The organism is Kingella kingae (assembly GCF_900475905.1).
Classification (GTDB): Bacteria; Pseudomonadota; Gammaproteobacteria; order Burkholderiales; family Neisseriaceae; genus Kingella; species Kingella kingae.
This window is the reverse complement of record NZ_LS483426.1, coordinates 1295792-1315776: the sequence shown is the minus strand read 5'-3', so window position 1 is coordinate 1315776 and position 19985 is coordinate 1295792. Positions and strand designations below refer to the sequence as shown.

General features: G+C 48.1%; 23 protein-coding genes, 1 tRNA gene and 1 pseudogene. 18 read left to right on the top strand and 7 right to left on the bottom strand.

Annotated elements, in window-relative coordinates; genetic code table 11:
* Positions 1-34: 34 nt before the first annotated feature.
* The 9 genes and pseudogenes from DQN52_RS07030 to tatC all read left to right on the top strand — a co-directional run bounded on the left by DQN52_RS07030 (position 35) and on the right by tatC (position 5278).
* Entirely contained in the window at positions 35-1219 is a 1185-nt protein-coding gene (locus DQN52_RS07030; RefSeq protein WP_003786168.1) for a PilT/PilU family type 4a pilus ATPase, read from the top strand.
* An 82-nt stretch (positions 1220-1301) separates the two neighbouring features.
* Positions 1302-2057 (top strand): sulfite exporter TauE/SafE family protein, encoded by a 756-nt coding sequence (locus tag DQN52_RS07025; RefSeq protein ID WP_003786167.1) that lies wholly within the window; start codon positions 1302-1304, stop codon positions 2055-2057.
* 10 nt (positions 2058-2067) lie between these two features.
* On the top strand, positions 2068-2598 hold the full coding sequence (locus DQN52_RS07020) for a CreA family protein (protein WP_003786166.1): 531 nt from the start codon (positions 2068-2070) through the stop codon (positions 2596-2598).
* A gap of 9 nt (positions 2599-2607) precedes the next feature.
* Positions 2608-2944, top strand: a pseudogene (gene hisI, locus DQN52_RS07015) (phosphoribosyl-AMP cyclohydrolase).
* Between the two features lie 87 nt (positions 2945-3031).
* A complete protein-coding gene (locus DQN52_RS07010) occupies positions 3032-3352 on the top strand; it encodes a phosphoribosyl-ATP diphosphatase (RefSeq protein ID WP_003786164.1) in 321 nt (106 codons plus the stop codon).
* Between the two features lie 81 nt (positions 3353-3433).
* The gene (locus tag DQN52_RS07005; protein ID WP_003786163.1) at positions 3434-3754 is read left to right on the top strand and encodes a histidine triad nucleotide-binding protein; all 321 of its coding nucleotides are present in this window, start codon (positions 3434-3436) and stop codon (positions 3752-3754) included.
* 51 nt (positions 3755-3805) lie between these two features.
* Positions 3806-4009, top strand: coding sequence for a Sec-independent protein translocase subunit TatA (tatA, locus tag DQN52_RS07000; protein WP_003786162.1), 204 nt, complete (start codon positions 3806-3808; stop codon positions 4007-4009).
* 1 nt (position 4010) lies between these two features.
* Positions 4011-4517: a Sec-independent protein translocase protein TatB gene (gene tatB / locus DQN52_RS06995; RefSeq protein ID WP_003786160.1), complete on the top strand. Its 507-nt coding sequence runs from the start codon at positions 4011-4013 to the stop codon at positions 4515-4517.
* Positions 4514-5278: a twin-arginine translocase subunit TatC gene (tatC, locus tag DQN52_RS06990; protein WP_003786159.1), complete on the top strand. Its 765-nt coding sequence runs from the start codon at positions 4514-4516 to the stop codon at positions 5276-5278. Before tatB ends, tatC begins: the two co-directional genes overlap by 4 nt.
* A gap of 37 nt (positions 5279-5315) precedes the next feature.
* Here tatC and rnr read toward each other — a convergent pair whose 3' ends face one another.
* Positions 5316-7772 (bottom strand): ribonuclease R, encoded by a 2457-nt coding sequence (gene rnr / locus DQN52_RS06985; RefSeq protein ID WP_003786157.1) that lies wholly within the window; start codon positions 7770-7772, stop codon positions 5316-5318.
* Between the two features lie 83 nt (positions 7773-7855).
* On the opposite strand from rnr, the gene DQN52_RS06980 reads away from it, so the two are divergent.
* The 9 genes from DQN52_RS06980 (at position 7856) to DQN52_RS06935 (ending at position 14818) form a co-directional block, all read left to right on the top strand.
* Positions 7856-7942 (top strand) — tRNA-Leu (locus DQN52_RS06980).
* Positions 7943-8152: 210 nt separating this feature from the next.
* Entirely contained in the window at positions 8153-8272 is a 120-nt protein-coding gene (locus DQN52_RS06975; RefSeq protein ID WP_003786155.1) for an Arm DNA-binding domain-containing protein, read from the top strand.
* Positions 8273-8427: 155 nt separating this feature from the next.
* Positions 8428-8721 carry a hypothetical protein gene (locus DQN52_RS06970; RefSeq protein WP_003786152.1) on the top strand — a complete coding sequence of 98 codons (294 nt, stop codon included), beginning with the start codon at positions 8428-8430 and terminating at the stop codon, positions 8719-8721.
* The gene (locus DQN52_RS06965; RefSeq protein WP_111694438.1) at positions 8700-8951 is read left to right on the top strand and encodes a helicase; all 252 of its coding nucleotides are present in this window, start codon (positions 8700-8702) and stop codon (positions 8949-8951) included. The genes DQN52_RS06970 and DQN52_RS06965 overlap by 22 nt, the downstream gene beginning before the upstream one ends.
* A 257-nt stretch (positions 8952-9208) precedes the next feature.
* On the top strand, positions 9209-11125 hold the full coding sequence (locus DQN52_RS10965; protein ID WP_032827643.1) for a TonB-copper family protein: 1917 nt from the start codon (positions 9209-9211) through the stop codon (positions 11123-11125).
* A gap of 36 nt (positions 11126-11161) precedes the next feature.
* Positions 11162-12136 carry an ABC transporter substrate-binding protein gene (locus DQN52_RS06950; protein WP_003786145.1) on the top strand — a complete coding sequence of 325 codons (975 nt, stop codon included), beginning with the start codon at positions 11162-11164 and terminating at the stop codon, positions 12134-12136.
* Between the two features lie 77 nt (positions 12137-12213).
* A complete protein-coding gene (locus DQN52_RS06945; RefSeq protein ID WP_003786142.1) occupies positions 12214-13011 on the top strand; it encodes an ABC transporter permease in 798 nt (265 codons plus the stop codon).
* A complete protein-coding gene (locus DQN52_RS06940; RefSeq protein WP_003786140.1) occupies positions 13012-13704 on the top strand; it encodes an ATP-binding cassette domain-containing protein in 693 nt (230 codons plus the stop codon).
* Positions 13697-14818 (top strand): NnrS family protein, encoded by a 1122-nt coding sequence (locus tag DQN52_RS06935; protein ID WP_003786139.1) that lies wholly within the window; start codon positions 13697-13699, stop codon positions 14816-14818. The genes DQN52_RS06940 and DQN52_RS06935 overlap by 8 nt, the downstream gene beginning before the upstream one ends.
* Positions 14819-14856: 38 nt before the next feature.
* On the opposite strand, the gene DQN52_RS06930 is transcribed toward DQN52_RS06935, so the two are convergent.
* From DQN52_RS06930 to DQN52_RS06905, 6 genes are all read right to left on the bottom strand, one after another.
* The gene (locus DQN52_RS06930; RefSeq protein ID WP_003786138.1) at positions 14857-15636 is read right to left on the bottom strand and encodes a ferredoxin--NADP reductase; all 780 of its coding nucleotides are present in this window, start codon (positions 15634-15636) and stop codon (positions 14857-14859) included.
* A 78-nt stretch (positions 15637-15714) separates the two neighbouring features.
* Positions 15715-16002 (bottom strand): class I ribonucleotide reductase maintenance protein YfaE, encoded by a 288-nt coding sequence (gene yfaE / locus DQN52_RS06925; RefSeq protein ID WP_003786137.1) that lies wholly within the window; start codon positions 16000-16002, stop codon positions 15715-15717.
* Positions 15999-16487, bottom strand: coding sequence for a hypothetical protein (locus DQN52_RS06920; protein ID WP_003786136.1), 489 nt, complete (start codon positions 16485-16487; stop codon positions 15999-16001). The genes yfaE and DQN52_RS06920 overlap by 4 nt, the downstream gene beginning before the upstream one ends.
* 271 nt (positions 16488-16758) lie before the next feature.
* Positions 16759-18009, bottom strand: a complete 1251-nt coding sequence (locus DQN52_RS06915) for a glutamate-5-semialdehyde dehydrogenase (RefSeq protein ID WP_003786133.1) — start codon at positions 18007-18009, stop codon at positions 16759-16761.
* An 82-nt stretch (positions 18010-18091) separates the two neighbouring features.
* Positions 18092-19588 (bottom strand): helicase HerA-like domain-containing protein, encoded by a 1497-nt coding sequence (locus tag DQN52_RS06910; protein ID WP_003786132.1) that lies wholly within the window; start codon positions 19586-19588, stop codon positions 18092-18094.
* Positions 19589-19637: 49 nt separating this feature from the next.
* Complete coding sequence (locus DQN52_RS06905; protein ID WP_003786130.1) at positions 19638-19985, bottom strand: hypothetical protein; 348 nt, start codon at positions 19983-19985, stop codon at positions 19638-19640.

The window sequence follows — 19985 nt, the reverse complement described above, 5'->3', positions numbered from 1 at the left end:
TCTTATCCAAACACACTCAAACTAGGAACATTGTATGCAAGTTATCATTCCACCCATCAACGAAGAAATGCGTAAATTTATCCATGGCTTGCTCACGCACATGGTCAATAACAAAGGCTCGGATTTATTTATCACGGCTGGCTATCCACCTGCGATGAAATTGGACGGCAAATTAACCAAAATCACCGACAAGCCTTTAACCGCCGACCACGCCATGCAAATTGCGCGTTCGATTATGGACGACAAGCAAGCCGAAGAATTTTTAACCACCAACGAATGCAATTTTGCGATTAGCTTGCCAGGCGTGTCGCGCTTTCGTATCAACGCCATGGTGCAACGTGGTGCAGCAGCTTTGGTTTGCCGTGTGATTACCAGCGACATTCCCAAATTCGACAACATGAACTTACCGCCTGTGTTAAAACAAGTCGTGATGGAAAAACGTGGTTTGGTGATTTTTGTCGGCGGTACAGGTTCGGGTAAATCCACATCGTTGGCGGCGATGATTGATTACCGCAACGAAAACAGCTACGGTCATATCATCACGATTGAAGACCCGATTGAATTTGTTCACCCACACAAAAACTGCATCATCACGCAACGCGAAGTGGGTGTGGACACCGAAAACTGGTTCGCCGCGCTCAAAAACACACTGCGCCAAGCACCCGATGTGATTTTGATTGGTGAGATTCGTGACCGCGAAACGATGGACTACGCACTTGCCTTTGCCGAAACAGGGCACTTGTGTATGGCAACACTGCACGCGAATAACTCCAACCAGGCCCTTGACCGCATTATTAACTTCTTCCCCGAAGAACGCCGTACCCAGTTGCTGAACGACTTGTCGCTCAACTTAAAAGGCTTTATTTCGCAACGCCTTGTCCCCAAAAAACAAGGCAAAGGACGTGTGGCTGCGGTAGAAATCCTGCTCAATTCGCCGTTGATTTCCGAATTGGTGTTGCATGGCGACATTCATGCGGTAAAAGAAATCATGGCAAAATCGCGCGACATTGGTATGCAAACGTTCGACCAATCGCTGTTTGATTTGTATGAAGCCGATTTGATTTCGTATGACGATGCCTTGCGTAATGCTGACTCGGTAAACGATTTGCGCCTGCAAATTCAGTTAAACAGCAAGAAAAACACAACAGCTGGTTCGGGCGGCGTATTGGACGGCTTGTCTTTGACCGATTACGCACCGCCAGAAGCAGAAGAAAAATAAACCATTTATTTTGTATAACAAAAAGTGCAGGCTGCTTTTTAAATAACGCGAAAAGCAGCCTGCACTTCCCGAAAGCCCACACATGGAACTACAACTCTGGCATTACGCCGCCATTGCCGTCCTTGGCACCATCGCAGGTGTGATTAACATCATGGCAGGCGGCGGCAGCAACCTGATTTTGCCTGTGCTGATGATGTTTGGCATACCGCCCGACATCGCCAACGGCAGCAACCGCATCGGCGTGTTTATTCAAACCATTACAGGTATTCGCGGTTTTGCCAAAGCAGGCAAAATTCCACCACGCAGCGATTGGCAAAAAGTCGTCATTCCCACCTTGCTCGGCGGTGTGGTTGGCTCAATTTTGGCATCGGTGTTGCCCAACTGGTTACTCAAACCCTTGTTATTGTTGAGTATGCTGTTTGTCGCAGGTTTGGTGCTGTTCAAAGCCGATTTGTTCAATGTAAAACCCGATGCTGCGCCCAAACTGATGTCGCCCCTAGCATGGGCAACACTGTTTGTGATTGGTATTTATGGCGGCTTTGTACAAGCTGGTGTGGGACTGCTGATGCTGCCTGTGTTTGCAGGCATGTTGGGCTACGATATGATTCGCAGCAACGCACTCAAATTGGTCTGCACCTTTGGTTTTACCACCGCCGCCGTTACCGTGTTTTTGCTGCAAGGACAAGTGTGGTGGAGTGTTGGCTTGACATTGGCCGCCAGCAATTCGTTGGGCGCAATCTTGGGCGTGAAACTCGCGCTTAAAGTACCTGCCACTACGATGCGCTGGGTCATTTTTATGATGACTTTGGTTGCTGTGTCATTGGCGTTTTATAAATAAGGACAAATTCATGAAAAAATGCTTACTCATAGTCGCGGTTGGCTTATTAGCAGCCTGCAACAACCAAACCGACAAAATCGGCGAAGAAAGCACCGTGTTCAACCTGCTCGGCAAAAACGACCGCATTGAAATTGAAGCCTTTGACGACCCTGATGTACAAGGCGTGTCATGCTTCTTGTCGTATGCCAAAAAAGGCGGCTTGCGCGAAACGGTAAACATGGAAGAAGATGCGTCCGATGCCAGCGTATCGTGTGTACAAACTGCGCCTGTGGTTGCCTTTAACGCACAAGTGGTCAGCAAACCGCGTCAAGTGTTCAAACGCAGTGCCAGCTTCGCTTTCAAGAGCTTGCAAATCATGCGCTACTACGATGCCAAACGCCATGCTTTTGCCTACATGGTGTACAGCGACAAAATCATTCAAGGCTCGCCCAAAAATTCGTTGAGTGCGTTTTCGTGCCACAGCACAGTTGCCGCACAAAGCAGCCTGCAACCCAATCAACAACAAGTGGGCGGCTGCATCATTACCACATCTCAACAATAGGAAAACACCATGAATACTTTGCTCAACGCCGTCAAATGGGACAAAGACGGCTTGGTTTGCGCCATTGCCCAAGACGCGAAAACCCAGCGCGTGTTAATGGTTGCCTACATGAACGCCGAAGCCTTGCAGCAAACCGCGCAAACAGGTTTCGCCCACTATTACAGCCGTTCGCGCCAAAAACAATGGCAAAAAGGCGAAGAATCGGGTCATGTACAAAAAGTGCTGGAATTGCGTTTGGATTGCGATGGCGATCGCCGTGATTATGCAGATTGAACAAGTGGGCGGCATTTCCTGCCACACAGGGCGCGAAAGCTGTTTTTATCGCGTGTGGGAAAACGGCGAATGAGCGATTAAAGACGCGGTTATCAAAGACGAAATCGCCATTTATGGCAAAGCGCACGAGTAAATAAAATATTGATGAAAAGGAAATGTTATGTCCACCATTTTAACCCAAATCCAAGCGATTATTGAACAACGCAAATCCGCCAGCCCCGATGAATCTTACACCGCCCAGCTCTTGCACAAAGGCGAAGACAAAATCCTGAAAAAAGTGATTGAAGAAGCAGGCGAAGTCTTAATGGCAAGCAAAGACGGCGATGCCCAGCATTTGGTCTATGAAGTGGCAGATTTGTGGTTTCACACGATGATTTTGTTGGCGCACCATCAATTGAGCGCAGACGATGTGTTGCAAGAATTGGCGCGCCGACAAGGTTTGTCGGGTTTGGCAGAAAAAGCCGCGCGTCCCAAAGAATAAGTTAAGCTAAATCAAACCAAACACGTTAAATTAGGTTAAAATGCAGCCTGCATTTTTACGCTACTCTATAAGGAACGCATCATGAGCGATTGCATTTTCTGCAAAATTGCCGACAAACAAATCCCAGCCAGCGTGGTTTATGAAAACGAACAAATGCTGTGCTTCAAAGACATCAACCCTGCCGCACCTGTGCATTTATTGTTGATTCCAAAAGTGCATTTTGATTCGCTGGCACACGCGCAAGTGGAACACGAAACTTTGTTGGGCAAAATGATGTTGCGCGTGCCGCAAATTGCCGCCAACGCTGGCTTAACCAACGGTTTTAAAACGCAAATCAACACAGGAAAAGGCGGTGGACAGGAAGTGTTCCACTTGCATATTCATATTTTAGGCACGCCCTAATGTGCAGGCTGCTTTTTAAGTTTTTTTATTGATTTTTGAAAGGATAACATCATGGGTTTAACTTCTATTTGGCACTGGATTATTGTGTTGGTGATTGTCGTATTGGTATTCGGTACGAAAAAATTACGCAATGTGGGCAAAGATTTAGGTAGCGCGGTTCACGATTTCAAAGAAGGCTTGGACAAAGGCAGCGAGCCTGAATCGGCAAAGAAAAAAGACGATGTGATTGAACACCAAAACGATAAACAGTCGTGATATGTTTGATTTTAGCTTTACCGAAATGCTGCTGGCAGGCGTGGTTGCCCTGATTGTGTTAGGGCCCGAACGCTTGCCCAAAGTGGCGCGTTTTGCAGGCGAATGGGTTGGCAAAATTCAGCGCATGGCTTCGGGCATGAAAAACGAATTATCGGCACACGCCGAATATGCCGAGCTGTCCAAAATCAAGCAGGAAGTGGAACAAACCGCGCAAGAAATCCGCCAAGATTTGCAGCAAGCATCGCAACAAGTGCAGCAGGAATCCAGCGAAATTGCCAAGAAAATTCAAGATTCTGTGCCTGCGTGGGAGCGTTTGCCCGAACAAAAAACGCCTGCCGATTTTGGCGTAGACGATTTGGGGCAACCTTTGACACAAAGCAGCCTGCACACTTCGTCTTTTGCAATGGGAACGGTACAGGTCAAAACACTGCGTAAACAAGCGATGGCGCGTAAACGCGATATGCGCCCACGCCACCGCCCTGCCCCTAAATTAAGGAGTCGCCGATGAGTGAAGAATTATTGCCAGATGGCGGCGCAGCGCAACCGTTGATGGAGCATTTGCTGGAATTGCGTCGGCGTTTGGTTTGGGCGATTTCGGGCATTGGCGTGTGCTTTATTGCCGCTGTGCCGTTTGCCCAAGAATTGTATGCCTTTGTCGCGCAGCCGTTGATGAGTGTGTTGCCACAAAACACCAGCATGATTGCGACCGATGTGGTTGCGCCGTTTTTTGTGCCACTTAAAGTCGCGCTGATGGTGGCGTTTTTGGTGTCGTTGCCCAACACGCTGTATCAAATTTGGGCGTTTGTTGCACCTGCTTTGTATCAAAACGAAAAGCGGCTGATTGTGCCGTTGATTTTGTCTAGCATGACTTTGTTTGCGCTGGGCATGGCGTTTTGCTATTGGTTTGTGTTCCCCATCGTGTTCAAATTTTTTGCAGGGGCAACACCGCTGGGCGTGAGCATGGCAACCGATATTGGCAATTATTTGTCGTTTGTACTGGGCATGTTTGTCGCGTTTGGCATGACGTTTGAAATCCCTGTGGCGGTGGTTTTGCTGTATCGCATGGGCGTGATTTCGTTTGCACAATTAACCGCAGCACGTCCGTATTTGATTGTCGCCGCGTTCGTGATTGCCGCCGTGGTTACGCCCCCCGATGTGTTGAGCCAAGTGATGTTGGCAATACCGATGATTTTGCTGTATGAAGTGGGATTGTTGGTTTGTCGCATGATTAAGCCACGCGAAAAAACCGAAAACGAAGCGGAAGAATAAAAAAGCAGCCTGCATTTTTTTGCAGGCTGCTTTATTTTTATTTTGCCGATTTTTTGGCTTTGCTCGGTTTTTTATTTTCCGCCGATTTGACTTTAATGCTAACCGATTTTTTGGCTGATTTTTTGGATTGTGCTGACGAAGTTGCAGGCTGCTTTTTACGGTTTTTTGCCTGTTTTGCCAATACTTTTTCTGCCATATTCAACGCATCTGCCAGCAATTCAGGTGCAGGCTGCTTGGTCTTTTTACTGCTTTTGCGCGATGTTTTCGGTGCAGTAGTCAAAGCAGCCTGCACTTTTTTCGCACGTTTGTTCGGCACAACGCCACCGCTTACCAACACTAAATCAATCTTACTGGTTTCCAAATCCGCACGCGCCACTTTTACCGTTACCGTATCGCCCATGCCAAAACGCACGCCGCTACGCTCGCCCACCATCGCCAACAAATCCGCACGATAATTAAAATAATCCTCACCCAATTCGCTAACGTGAACCATGCCCTCAATGTGAATATCGTCCAGCGTAACGAAAATGCCAAAATTCGCCATGTGCGTGATTTTGCCCGTGAAAATTTCGTCAACCTTATCACGCATATAATACGTTTTCAGCCAGCTTTCCACATCGCGGCTCGCGTCATCGGCACGGCGTTCGCAATACGAACAATGCACGCCCAACTCCTGCCAACTGCTGACAGCATATGTTTTCTTCGCCAAAACCGCCTTAATCGCCCGATGAACCAACAAATCAGGATAACGGCGAATCGGCGAAGTAAAATGCGCGTAATGCTCATATGCCAAACCAAAATGTCCCACATTTTCAGGCTCATACATCGCCTGCTGCATAGAGCGCAACAACATTGTTTGCAACAATTCACGGTCAGGACGGTCAGCGATTTTTGCCGCCAACTCCCCATAATGTTTCGGCGTCGGATTATCGCCGCCGCCCAAACTCAAACCCAGCAACGCCAACTGTTCGCGCAACGTTGCCAATTTTTCAGGCGTTGGACCCAAGTGATTGCGATACAAGGCATGGTGCTTGTTTTTCAACAAGAAATCCGCCGCGCACACATTCGCCGCCAACATACATTCTTCAATCAACTTATGCGCGTCATTTCGCATCACAGGCACAATGCGTTCAATTTTACCGTTATCGTCAAAAATCATTTGCGTTTCAACGGTTTCAAATTCCATTGCACCACGTTTTTGGCGTTTTTGCTGCAACACTTGGAATAATTTGTACAACACGTTTAGGCTGCCTGAATATTCATTTTCCGTTTTATTTTCAAGCCATTGCCAAACTTGGTTATACGTCAAACGCCCATGCGATTTCATCACCGCAGGGTAAAACGAATATTCCTTCACATTGCCCGCGTAAGTAATCGTCATGTCGCACACCATGCAAAGCCGCTCAACATCAGGGTTCAGCGAACAAATGCCGTTAGATAAACTTTCAGGCAGCATGGGAATAACACGGCGCGGAAAATACACACTTGTTGCCCGTTCACGCGCATCAAAATCAATCAAATCATCAGGTTGCACATAATGGCTCACGTCCGCAATCGCCACGACTAAACGATAATTGCGCCCCACTTTTTCCGCATAAACCGCGTCATCAAAATCGCGAGACGTTTCGCCGTCAATCGTAACCAACGGCAAATCACGCAAATCCACCCGATTTTTACGGTCAGCCGCACGAACTTTATCGGGGATTTTCGCCGCCACTTTCAGGCAGCCTGCACTAAATTCATGCGGCAGACGATGTTTCCGCACCGCAATCTCAATTTCCATGCCGCTATCTGCGTAATCGCCTAATACTTCAACGATTTTCGCCACCGCAGGACGATGATTTTCAGGATAACTTTCAATTTCCGCTACCACCACTTGCCCCGATTTCGGCGAAAATTGCGCCACGCTATCAGGCTCTAAAATAATGTTTTGATGCAAACGCTTATCTTCAGGTTCCAGCACCGCCACGCCGCGTTCCAAATAAAAACGCCCCACGACAGATGTTTGCGCCCGTTCCACAATGTCCAAAACCTGACCCTCGCGGCGACCGCGTCTATCCAAACCCAATGGACGCACCGTAACAATATCGCCGTGCATTACGCCGCGCATTTGGCGTTCATACAACACCAAATCGCCGTCGCCAGTCGGTTTCAACGGCACAGCAAAACCAAAGCCGTCCTTATGCGCTTCAATGCGACATTTCACGATGTCCAATTTTTCCGCCACGCATACTAAACCGCGACGGTTAATCAAAATCTGACCGTCTCGCGCCATTGCTTTTAGGCGGCGTTCAAAAAATTCCTGCTCGTGTTCTTCAATGGATAATTTTTCAGACAGCGCTTCCATTTTTTGTGGTACGCCAAGTTCTTCTAATAATTGGATAATCCACTCTCGGCTTGGTAAGGGATTATTGTCGTATTTCGCACGTTCACGCGCCAAATACGGGTCTTTTTCTCGTAAATTCAATTCGTTGATATTTTTCTTTTTAGCCATTCTTGACAATCCTTTTGTAGTATTTATATAATGCAATCTTTCTTGATTGCGACACTTTAACGCAAACACAGTAGAAAAGCAAAGCCCAGATGGCGGAATTGGTAGACGCGCTAGTTTCAGGTACTAGTGTCCGTAAGGACGTGGAAGTTCGAGTCTTCTTCTGGGTACCAGGAATACAAAAAAGCAGCCTTTCATGGCTGCTTTTTTTCGTAAACTGTTCTATACTGTCATAAACAAATCTTTTATTTATCAATCAACTAAAATTTATTTCCGCTATTTTTTGAAGAAGTGGCTATAAACTGCCCTGTACTTCCATAAACTCAAATTAACATACTTGTGGGGGTATTTTTGGGGGTATTTTGAAAAATACCCCCAATAAAATGAAATTGACTAACCAACAAATCAAAAAAGCCAAGCCCACCGACAAACCGTATAAATTAGCAGACGGACAAGGACTTTATTTGTACATCACGCCCACAGGGGCAAATTATGGCGGTTAAAATACCGCATACACGGCAAAGAGAAAACTTTGTCTATTGGGCATACCCTGATGTTACATTAGCCCAAGCACGCGAACAGGCAGCCATAGCACGCCAGAAACAGGAGAAAACCAAACCCGAACCGCCCCACATCATACCGCTTTGAATGGCGCGTTTTGCTGTTTTCAACAGGCGAATACAGTTTAAATTCATACATGAAAGCGAGCGGCGAAAAGTGGGAAGCAGGGCAAGCGGTACGACTGCCGAGCATACCAGCCGCCACACAATACGACATTTATGAAAATTTGCATGATTTTGATAATGGTGCGGATTTGTCAGAACATTTACAGGCAGCCACAGCCGAGCAATACGGCACGGTAGGGCGCGAATGGATTAACAACTTGTTGATATGCCACGCGAGCGCATTCAGGCAGCACAAGCAGCCTTTATGCAATCCTTACCCACATTAAGCGGACAGGCGCGGCGTGTAGCAAAGCGTTTTGCGCTTGTGGCGGTAGCGTTAGAACTTTCAGGCAGCGTAACAGGCTTGCCCCAAGGTATCAGCATGATAGGCATTAAACAATGCTTTGATAATTGGTTAGCCATTAACGGCACAGGCAAGCAGGAAGACTGCCAAATCATCAAGCAAGTTGAAACATTCTTGCAAATGTACGGCGCGGGCGAGCGTTTCGCCAGTTGAGACCTTTGCAAAACTCCAGATTTGAGTGCAGTTCAAAGTGATAGCATCGCAGAACGCGCAGATAATATTGAAATATTTTCAAGCGTTCGAGAAGCGCATCACGAAGAAATGCGCCAAAGATGGGGTTTTGCAAAGGTCTCAGCCTGCACTTATTGATTATAAAGTGCAGGCTGCTTTTTTGTTTTGCAGATTTCTTTACTTTTCCTTTCGATAACTTTACAATGAACAATAATAATTATCAAAAAAAGGAATGTCTCATGAAAACTCGCCCCATCGCATTAGCCTTAATGACTTTGTTTGCTACGCCATTTTCCTTTGCCGAAAAATTGGCAAATCCCGATAGTGTGCCGCTGCTCAAAACCTTTGCGCCACCCAAACCGATTGCGCCGAATGTGGCGCAGGGCTATTTCCCTGAAAATCAATTTGACCGCACCGACCGCAGCGCATATTACTTTGTTACCGAAAATATTGACCAAGCCATGCGCCCAGTCAAAATCAACAGTGGCGTGTATGGCAAAAATTTCTACAATTCCGTGTCCGCCCAAGCGCGTGGCGCGAATTTTTATGGCATGGCAAACATCAATCACACCAAAGCCAATGGCTATAAAGATGGCGATGGGCGCGAAGTGGATTGGGGTTACACGCGCTTTAATCAGGCGTTGGTGCTGGGTTATGTACCGTCTGCCAATCAAGAATACCGCTTGACTTATCTGCATGACGACATCAACGATGACAAACAGCCGCATTTTGCCAACGATGCCGTTAATACCGACCGCAACGTTGCAAAATTGAATGCGCGTTGGGGCAATGCTGATTTGAGCAACACCGTGCAAGCCGAAGTGGGGCTGGTGTCGCTGGAACGCCGTGCGGATAATTTCTCGCTCAGGCAGCCTGCACCGCAAAGCGTGTTTGTGGATTTAGACCGCAAAATTTGGCAATTTTCGCTGAAACACGATGCCGATTTCGGGCAATTCCACAACACCGCCAGCTTGTCGTATCAACACGATACGCACAATGGCGAGCGTTCAGTACATACGCCTGCGCGTGATTTCAAAAATGGCTATCGTTTTGCCGATGTTCGCATTAACCGCTGGCGTTTAGCGGACACTTTATCCTATAAATTCAACGACCAACACAAATTGAGCTTGGGTTTGAGCTATGAAACCAATCGCGCTGATGTTCGCAAAAACACCGCGCAATTTGCCAACCCAATGATGGCTGGCGCACGTTTTGCCAGCGCACAACAAATTTGGCAACAGCATTACGGCTACACGTTCAACGGCAAAGTGCGCCAAAACGCCTTTTCGGGCGAGCTGAAATACGATTTCACGCCTAATGAATACCAAAAATACAGCGTTTCGGCTGGGCATATTGAGCGCATTGGCGACAATATGGAACGCTTTAATTCGTTGGCTGCGATTGTGCAAAATCCGATGGGCGTATTGAATAATCAAAAACCAACGGCTGCAATTGTCGGCAATCCACTACTCAAACCCGAACAACATCGCTTTATCAAGTTCACGGCAGATAGCAAAAACGAAACGTATCAAGGTTATATGAATTCGCTGCTGGGTCTGGGCTGGGATGTTGGCGGTACGATTATGCTGGACAAAGTGCGCGATTTGATTATTTACGACCGTGCGCGTGGGCAAAGCGGCGTAGCGTCTAGCGGTGGCGGCATCATCACACGCAATGTAGATGCGACTTTGTTTACCGCCAACGCTTATGCCAACTACAACTTCAATGCCAACTGGGCGGTAGGTGCAAAAGTGTTCTACAACTATGGCAACAACGACAGCGACAACCGTCCGCTGTATCAAGTGCGCCCATTTGAATTGAGTTTGCACGCCGATTACCGCAATTATTTCAGCGCAGGCAGCTACAACGTGGGCGTGGCGGCGCGTTATGTGGGCAAGCAAACACGCGGCGACTTTGATGTGGCAACAGGTTTGGGCATAGACAAACGCGCTGCGGCAAAAAGTTTTGTAACGACTGATGTGTATGCTGGATTGAATTTCCACGACAAATATGGCGTACGCGTGGGCGTGAGCAATGTGTTCAACAAGCGTTATGCTGAATTTTTGAGTGGCGACCATGTGTTAGTCTTGTCGCCAACATCGGTTGTGAATGCCCCAGGACGCACATTTTGGTTGAGTGTGCATGCGGCGTTTTGATGATTAAATTGCAACCTATTTTATAAAGGATACATCATGGATTTACAAAGACGCGATTTCTTAAAACTGCTTGCCGCCGCTTCAGCAGCAGGGCTTGCACCGTCTGTATGGGCGGCTGGCAAAGACGATTTTACCGTTTACGGCGCACCAGCTTTGCCGAGCATGATTATCGGCATTGCGGCTTTGCAGGGCAAACTGCGTAGCCAAGCCAATGTGTCGCTCAAAGTGTGGCGTTCGCCCGACCAACTTCGTGCTGGCGTGGCAAGCGGTCAATATCAAGTGATAATGAGTCCGAGCAATGTGGGCGTGAATTTGCGTAATCAAGGGCAAAAAGTCGGCATGGTCAATATTCTCACCAACGGTATTGTGCAATTGGTTGGCAAGCAACAGTTGGCGCGTCCGCAAGATTTAATCGGCAAAAAAATCATCATGCCGTTTAAAAACGATATGCCCGATATTGTGTTGCAGGCGATGTTGAAAAAACTGAATATTGACATCAACAAAGTCAGCATTACTTATACCGCTACACCAGCCGAAGCAGTGGGCTTGTTCTTGGCGAAAGATTTTCACGCGGCATGGTTGCCTGAACCGATGGCAAGCGCGTGTATTTTGCGCGGCAAACAAGTGGGTGTGAACGTGGTGCGCGGTTTTGACGTAACCCAAACATGGGGGCAAGCGTTTAACACCAAACCGATGATTCCGCAGGCTGGTTTGATTGCTAACGTGGACTTTTATCAAGCGAACAAAGCCAAATTTGACCTGTTCCACCAAGATTTAGTCAGCGCGCTCAACTGGGCAAAAGGCAATGTGCAAAGTGCGGCGCAAATCGGTAAAAACTACCTGCCTGCGCCTGTGCCAGCCTTGGTAAACAGTTTGCCGTATGCGAATTTGACGGTAACCAAAGCCAGCAGCGTCAAAACCGAATTGTTGCAGTTTTATGAAGAATTGATGCGCTTTAATCCGAAATTATTGGGCGGCAAGCTGCCTGATAGTGCGTTCTTTTTGGCGTGATTGAAGTGCAGGCTGCTTTTTAGTGCGCTTACAAAGCAGCCTGCACATTTCATCAACCCACAACCCCAATCAACCCTATGATTAAAACCGACAAAATCCGCAAACCGCAACACGCGGTTTTTTATATTTTGGACTACCTGTGGAGCGGCTTTGCCAGCTTGGGCATTGCCATGCTGCTGATTGCGCTGTGGGCTTGGGGCAGCGTGGTGTTTGGCGAATTTATGTTGCCCAGTCCCACCACTGTATTGCGCCTGTCGTGGCAGTTGCTCAACGAATTTAAACTCAATCAGCTAGACATTTCGCTATGGCGTGCTGCCGTTGGCATTGGCATTTCGCTGGTGTTGGGCGTGGTGCTGGGGCTGATTGCAGGCTGCTTTAAGACGGCTATGGCTTTGTTCAAACCGTTTATCACGATTTTGCTTGCCATGCCGCCGATTATTTGGGTGGTCATGGCGTTGTTTTGGTTTGGCTTTGGCAATGCTAGTGTGTTGTTTACTATTATTATTTTGGTGTCGCCGCTTACCTTTGCCAGCGCAGCCATGGGCATGATGAGCGTCAATGCGCAACACGAAGAATTGTTTGATGCCTACCAACTCGGCTGGCTGAAAAAAATCCGCTATCTTTATTTGCCGCATTTAACGGGCTATGTCATTTCCAGCTTAAATATCGCCGTTGCCATGGGCGTGAAAGTCGTGGTCATGGCGGAATTGCTCGGCGCAAGCGAAGGCATAGGCGCGAGAATTGCCGATGCGCGCGCCATGTTGGACACGGAAACGGTTATGGCATATGTGGTGCTGGTTATCGCGCTAGTGTCGCTGTTTGAATATTTGATTACCAAACCGCTGGAAATCGTGTTTATGCCGTGGAGAAGATAAATGCTTGTTTTAAATCAAGTTCGTTTTGATATTTTGCGCGACACGATTGTGCGCTCGTTTGACATGACCGTGAACGCAGGCGAAGTAAAAACCCTGTTCGGGCCCAGCGGTTGCGGTAAAACCACCATTTTGCGGTTGATTGCAGGTTTGGAAACGCCCAAAACAGGCAGCATTGCCAACAGTTTTCGCAAAACAGGTTTTTTGTTTCAAGAAAATCGTTTGCTCAACAATTTAACCGCGCTGCAAAACATCACGATTTTTATGGACAAACCCAATGTGCAGGCTGCTTATGAACTTGCCGCGCAAATCGGTTTAACATCGGGCGACTTAAACAAATATCCCACCGAATTATCGGGCGGCATGGCAAAGCGCGTGGCGTTTTTGCGCTTGCTGTTGTGCGCTTGCGATTTAGCCTTGTTGGACGAGCCTTTTGTTGGGCTAGACCGCGATTTGCGCGACATTCTCACCGCCATGCTCACCGAAAAAATCCAAAACGAAGGCTTGGCGTGTTTGCTGGTAACGCACGACCGCTTTGAAGCCGCCCGATTAAGCCACGAAATCATGTTACTCGCGCCCAAAGGCATGCACATACAAAAAACCATCAGTCTGCCCGAGCCGCTGTCATCGCGCGATTCGGCATACGAAGAGCAAATCGTGTCGCGTGAATTTCAAGGAATCCACTACTATGAATAAACCCACAGGCTCGTGGCAAACCTTTCATTCCCACCCCATGCGCGGCTTTTTTGTCGCCGCCGCGCTGCTGGCAATCCAAAGCGCGTTAAGTTTTTGGCTTACGCCCAACGCCGTTATCCTGCATCGGCAACTGTTTCTCACGCTCATGCTGCCAGCCGCGTATGGCGGATTTTTAATGGCGGCGATGTTGGAATGGACAAACTTTTCAGGCAGCCTGCAACGCACCGCAAAAGTGCAGGCTGCTTTGCTGTTTGGCGCGTGGCTTGCCTTATGGTTTTCGCCTGCTATTAGTGCGGCGATTGTCGTGGCATATTGGCTCGGCTTGCTGATTTTTTGCACGCGACTCATCTGGCTAGACCGCAACACCAAGCAATTCACCCTGCTGATGTTGCTGACCTTATTTACCGCCAGCCAAGCCGCTTATGCCTATTCGGGCGATTTAAACTGGCTCAAAACCCAAGTTCACTTACACATCGCCGCCGTGCTGTTCGTCTCGTTTCGCGTTAGCCTGCTGCTCGGCAACGAAGCACTCAAACAAACCACGCTCAAAGACCCGATTTTTATCCCCAATGTCATCTATAAAAACATCGGTATGACCTTTTTGCTGATTTACGCCGCCGCCGAATGGTTTTTGCCCGCCGAAGCACTTGGTTTTCTCGCGATTTCCATCGGCATGATTTTCTTTGCCAAACTGCGCGAACTGCACCATTGGGAACTGCTGCGCCAACACTACGTCCGCACTTATTACATTTTGCAAACGCTAGGCGCAATCGGCTACACATGGCTAGGCTACGCCCACCTGTCGCAACAACCCATAGGCACGCCCTTACACATCATCGCGATTGCCACGCTGCTCGGCGGCGTGTTGATGGTATGGCTAACAGCAGGCTTGTGGCACAGCGGCTTTACCAAACTGGACTACCCCAAATGGTGCAAAACCGCCTTCGCCTGCCTATGGCTTACCGCGCTGCTGCGTACCGTGTTCATGCCGCTCAAACCCGAATGGCTGCTGATGAATGCACCTGCTTTGTTGCTTGCTGGCGTGTTTGCGCTGTATTTAATCGTGTTTATCCCCATTTTTTGGCGCAACGCGTTTACGGACGACCTTGAATAAAAGTGCAGGCTGCTTTGCTTTATATTTATTCACACCGTTTACTGTTCCACAAACGCGCGTTCAATCAAATAATCGCCACGAACGCCTGTTTTAGGCGATGCCACCAAACCAAAGCTATCTAAAATTTCGGCAGTGTCGCGGTTCATTGGCATGCTGCCACACAACATGGCGCGGTCATCTTTCGGGTTCATGGGCGGCAAGCCGATGTCTTCAAAGATTTTGCCCGATTTGAGCAAATCGGTTAAGCGACCTTGATGTTCAAACGGTTCACGCGATACCACTGGGTAATAAATCAATTTTTCACGTACCATTTCGCCCAAAAATTCGTGGTTGGGCAAGTCTTGGGTAAAGTGGTCGTAATACGCCAAATCCGCTTTGTGGCGCACGCCGTGTACCAAAATCACTTTTTCAAATTGCTCGTAAATTTCAGGGTCGCGAGTTACGCTCAAAAATGGGGCAAGCCCTGTGCCTGTGGACAGCAAATACAAGTGCTTCGCGCCCTCGTTAAAATCGCTGGCAATCAGCGTACCTGTTGGTTTTTTGCTGATTAAGATTTCATCGCCCACTTTCAAGTGTTGCAAACGGCTGGTCAATGGGCCATCTTGCACTTTAATACTGAAAAATTCCAAGTGTTCTTCCCAGTTCGCGCTTGCCACGCTGTATGCACGCATGAGCGGTTTGCCGTCCACCATCAAGCCAATCATCACAAATTGACCGTTTTCAAAACGCAAACTTTCATCGCGTGTGCAAGTAAACGAAAAATAAGCGTCCGTCCAATGGTGTACCGACAAAACGGTTTGGGTGTTGAATGCTGCCATGTTGTATTGTTCCTATTACTATGTATAAAAGAAAGGCGCGATTTTAAAGTAAAGCATCATCTCAAACAAGATTTGTTTTTATTTGTCTGCTTGACAAAGCAGCCTGCACACCAATTTCACATCGCTTTCTAAACGGCAACAGCAAGGCAAAATTTCGTTGGCGTTCAAAAATGCCATTGGTGCGTTGGGATACGACACTTCGCCCGATTCCAGCACCAGCCGACACGAACCGCAATAGCCGCTTCTGCATTGGTATTCCACTTGATGTCCTGTGCGCTCCAATGCAGCGAGCAAATTGTCATCGGCGGCTAATGTGAATTCGGTGTCAGACGTGCAAACGGTAAAGTGCAGGCTGCTTTGGCTCATGGCTGAACCAGTTTGCCATTTTTGAAATTGTGTTGTTGCATAATGTTGCCGTTAATCGCATACACGGTATAAGTGCCGTCTTTAGGCTGGGCGCGAAATTCAAACAACTGCTCTTTGGCAAGCGTCATCGGGTCGCTTCGTTTGTTGCCGTTGTCGTAAAAATCCTGCACCAAATAGGCGTTATCGTTTTGTTTGACCAGCAACTGACGGAAAAAGCCGCCTTTAACCGCACTGTCAGATGTTTTGCCTTGCGCGTCAAAATAAGTGATGATTTTTTGCTCGGTCACATTGATACCGCCCGTTTTGGATTCGGCTTCATCTTTATCCAACGATAAAGGAATGTTGATGCTCGTTCCCAAGCCAACGTGTCGCCCAATAGAGCCACCCAGTCCCACGCCCAAAGAAATGCCGCTGCCATTCACGCCAACGCCGCTACACGCGGTTAAGCCTAATGCCACCACAGCCCATAAAATTGTTTGTTTCATTTTTATTTACTCCGCTATGTTTGATTCAATCGACTCATGCTTTTTCAACCACATTTCAAAAATTGTTAAAAATTCTGTTATTTGCTCTTTGCTCATAGGAATTTTGCTTTTGTATTTTGGCAAAGTAATATTTAAAAACCGCCAAAGTTTTTGGGGGCTATTTTGGCTAGTCTGGCTTTGGATTGCCAACCGCTATCCCTGTCCAAACAACGAAAGCATAGCACCAAATCAAAATCCAGTTCATCTTGTTTCCTTAAAGCAGCCTGCACTTTTACACGCGAATTTGCCCATCGCCCAACACAATCCATTTTTGCGAAGTCAAACCATTCAAACCCACAGGGCCGCGCACATGAATTTTGTCGGTAGAAATGCCAATTTCCGCGCCCAAACCGTATTCAAAACCGTCCGCAAATCGCGTAGATGCATTCACCATAACGCTAGAACTGTCCACCAAACGCAAAAATAAATTCGCCAACGTGTAATTTTCCGTGATGATGCTGTCGGTGTGATGACTGCCGTAAGTATTAATATGCAAAACGGCTTCTTCAAATGAATCAACGACTTTGATTGACAAAATTGGGGCTAAATATTCCGTTGTCCAATCTTCTTCGGTTGCCGCGATTGCGTTTGGCAGAATCTCGCGTGTTTTCAGGCAACCGCGCAATTCCACGCCTTTTTCTGCGTATTTTTCGGCTAATTCGGGCAAAATTTCGGCGGCGCGTTTGGCGTGAATCAATAAAGTTTCCATGGCATTGCAGGGCGCGTAACGCTGCGTTTTCGCGTTGAATGCAACTGTAATCGCCTTATTTTTATCCGCGGTCTCGTCAATATACACATGACAAATGCCGTCCAAATGCTTAATCACAGGCACACGCGCTTGCTCGCTCACGCGCTCAACCAAACTTTTGCCACCACGCGGAATAATGACATCAATCAAACCAACGGCTTGCAACATCGCGCCCACGCTTTCGCGGTCGGTATTTTCCACAAAACACACCACGTTTTCAGGCAGCCCATTTTCGCGCAACGCCTGTTTAATCAGCTTCGCTAACGCCATATTGCTGTTGAACGCTTCGCTGCCACCACGCAACACGCACGCATTGCCCGACTTCAAACACAACGCCGCCGCGTCAATTGTAACATTCGGACGCGCTTCGTAAATCATGCCAATCACGCCAAGCGGTACGCGCATTTTGCCAATGCGTAAACCATTGGGACGCAAACGAAATTCGTCCATTTCGCCCACAGGGTCAGGCAGCGCGACAATTTGCAGCAAACCTTCGCGCATGGTATGCAGGCTGCTTGGTGTGATTTTCAAGCGGTCTAGCAGCGCATCGGTTAAACCTTTTTGTTTACCGTTTTCAATGTCTTGCGCGTTGGCGGCAAGTAATTCGGTTTCGTGTGTGGCGATTAAATCTGCCAAACGAATCAGCGTGTTATTTTTGGCTGCGCTGTCGGCTTGCGCGAGTTGGTAATAGGCGGATTTGGCTTCTTTGGCGATTTGAGTGATGTAGTTTTGCATGGGGGTTGTCCTTGTGTGCAGGCTGCTTTTGTTGTATCGCTAAAAGTGAGCGATTTGTCGGGGTCAAGACCCCGACCTACGATTACTTCAACATATTCTTAATCACGCCCATAATCGTGCGCGAAATGGCGTTGGTTACTTGTTTGTTGATTTGGTTGCCCACCGAATCGGCAAGATTGTAGCCCAAACCTTGTCCTGATTTTTTGCGTCCGCCAAACAAGCCACCCAAAAAGCCATCTACCACGCTGGGTTGAGCAGCTTCGCTTGCAGTTTTGCCCGAAGCAGCCTGCACTTCACTTGGCTGTTGCGCCAACTGCTGCAAGGCTTCGTAGGCAGAAAAATTGTCCACCAAATCTTTGTAACGCGGATACAAGCTGTCGGATTGAAATATGGCGTTGCGTTCGGTATCGGCAAGCGGGGCAAGCTGCGATTGGGGCGGCATAATCCATGCGCGTTCCACGATTTGTGGCATACCTTTGTCGTCCAAAAACGAGACGAGTGCTTCGCCCACCGCCAATTCGGCAATGGTGCTGGCAACGTCTAGCTGCGGATTGCTACGGAATGTGTCGGCAGCCGCTTTAACCGCTTTTTGGTCGCGTAGCGTGAATGCGCGAAGTGCGTGTTGTACGCGGTTGCCCAGTTGCCCCAACACGGTGTCGGGCAAGTCCAGCGGATTTTGGGTAACAAAATACACGCCCACGCCTTTGGAGCGAATCAGGCGCACGGCTTGTTCTACTTGGTCGATTAACACCGCGTTGGCGTTGTCAAAAATCAAGTGCGCTTCGTCAAAAAACAGCACAAATTTGGGTTTTTCGGGGTCGCCCACTTCGGGCAGAGTTTCAAATAATTCTGCCAAAAACCACAGCATAAACGCGCTATACAAACGCGGCGAGCGCATGAGTTTTTCGGCATTTAAGATGTTGATAATGCCTTGACCGTTTTCGCTTTGAATCCAGTCTTGTAAATTGAGTTCGGGCTCGCCAAAAAATTGGTCTGCGCCTTCGGCTTCCAGTTGCAACAGTTGGCGTTGGATTGCGCCAATGCTGGCGGCGGATACGTTGCCATAGGTAGCGCAGTATTCTTTTGCGTGTTCAGACACATATTGCAGCAAGCCGCGCAAGTCTTTCAGGTCAATCAAATGCCAGCCTTTGTCGTCTGCCACGCGAAAAACCAAGTTCAACACGCCTCCTTGCGTGTCGTTCAGATTCATCAATCGCGCCAACAACATCGCGCCCATGGCAGAAATGCTCACACGCACGGGAATGCCTGTTGCGCCATACACGTCCCAAAAACGCACAGGAAAGCCTTGCAAATAGTCGGCAGTTAAACCGTATTGTGTCATGCGTTCGGCGACTTTGCCGCTGTTTTGTCCTGCGCAACAAATGCCCGATAAATCGCCTTTTACGTCTGCCATAAACACGGGAATGCCTTGACTGCTGAATGTTTCGGCGAGTTTACGTAGGGTTACGGTTTTGCCTGTGCCTGTTGCGCCTGCGATTAAACCGTGGCGGTTTGCCATTTTGGCGATTAAGTTGATGGGCGTGTTTTGATGATTGTGGGCGATGGTGTATTCGGTCATGATGCTTAATCGTTCAATAAATAAAAAAAGCAGCCTGCACTTTTAAAAACTACTGCACACGGCTTTTAAAACGGCTTTCGCGACGGATTTGTTCTTCCCAATCGGCACACGGTGCACGGATATAACGCACGCTGTCAAAGCCCAGCTCGGCAGCCTGCAATTTTTGGTCTTGGTTATAGTCCAATCGCGCAAATTCCGCTAAATTGCCCACTTGAAAAGACGTTTGCAAATTGTCGCTGCGGGCGTTTTGCCATTCGTACAAATCCAAAAAGCCGTCTCGGTTGGCATCGTTAATCAACACAAACGCGGCGGTCGGCTGCATTTGCGAACAGGCTTGCGCGGTTAATGGCATCAATAAGCCAGATAAACTTAATCCCAAAATCATCGTGCGTTTCAT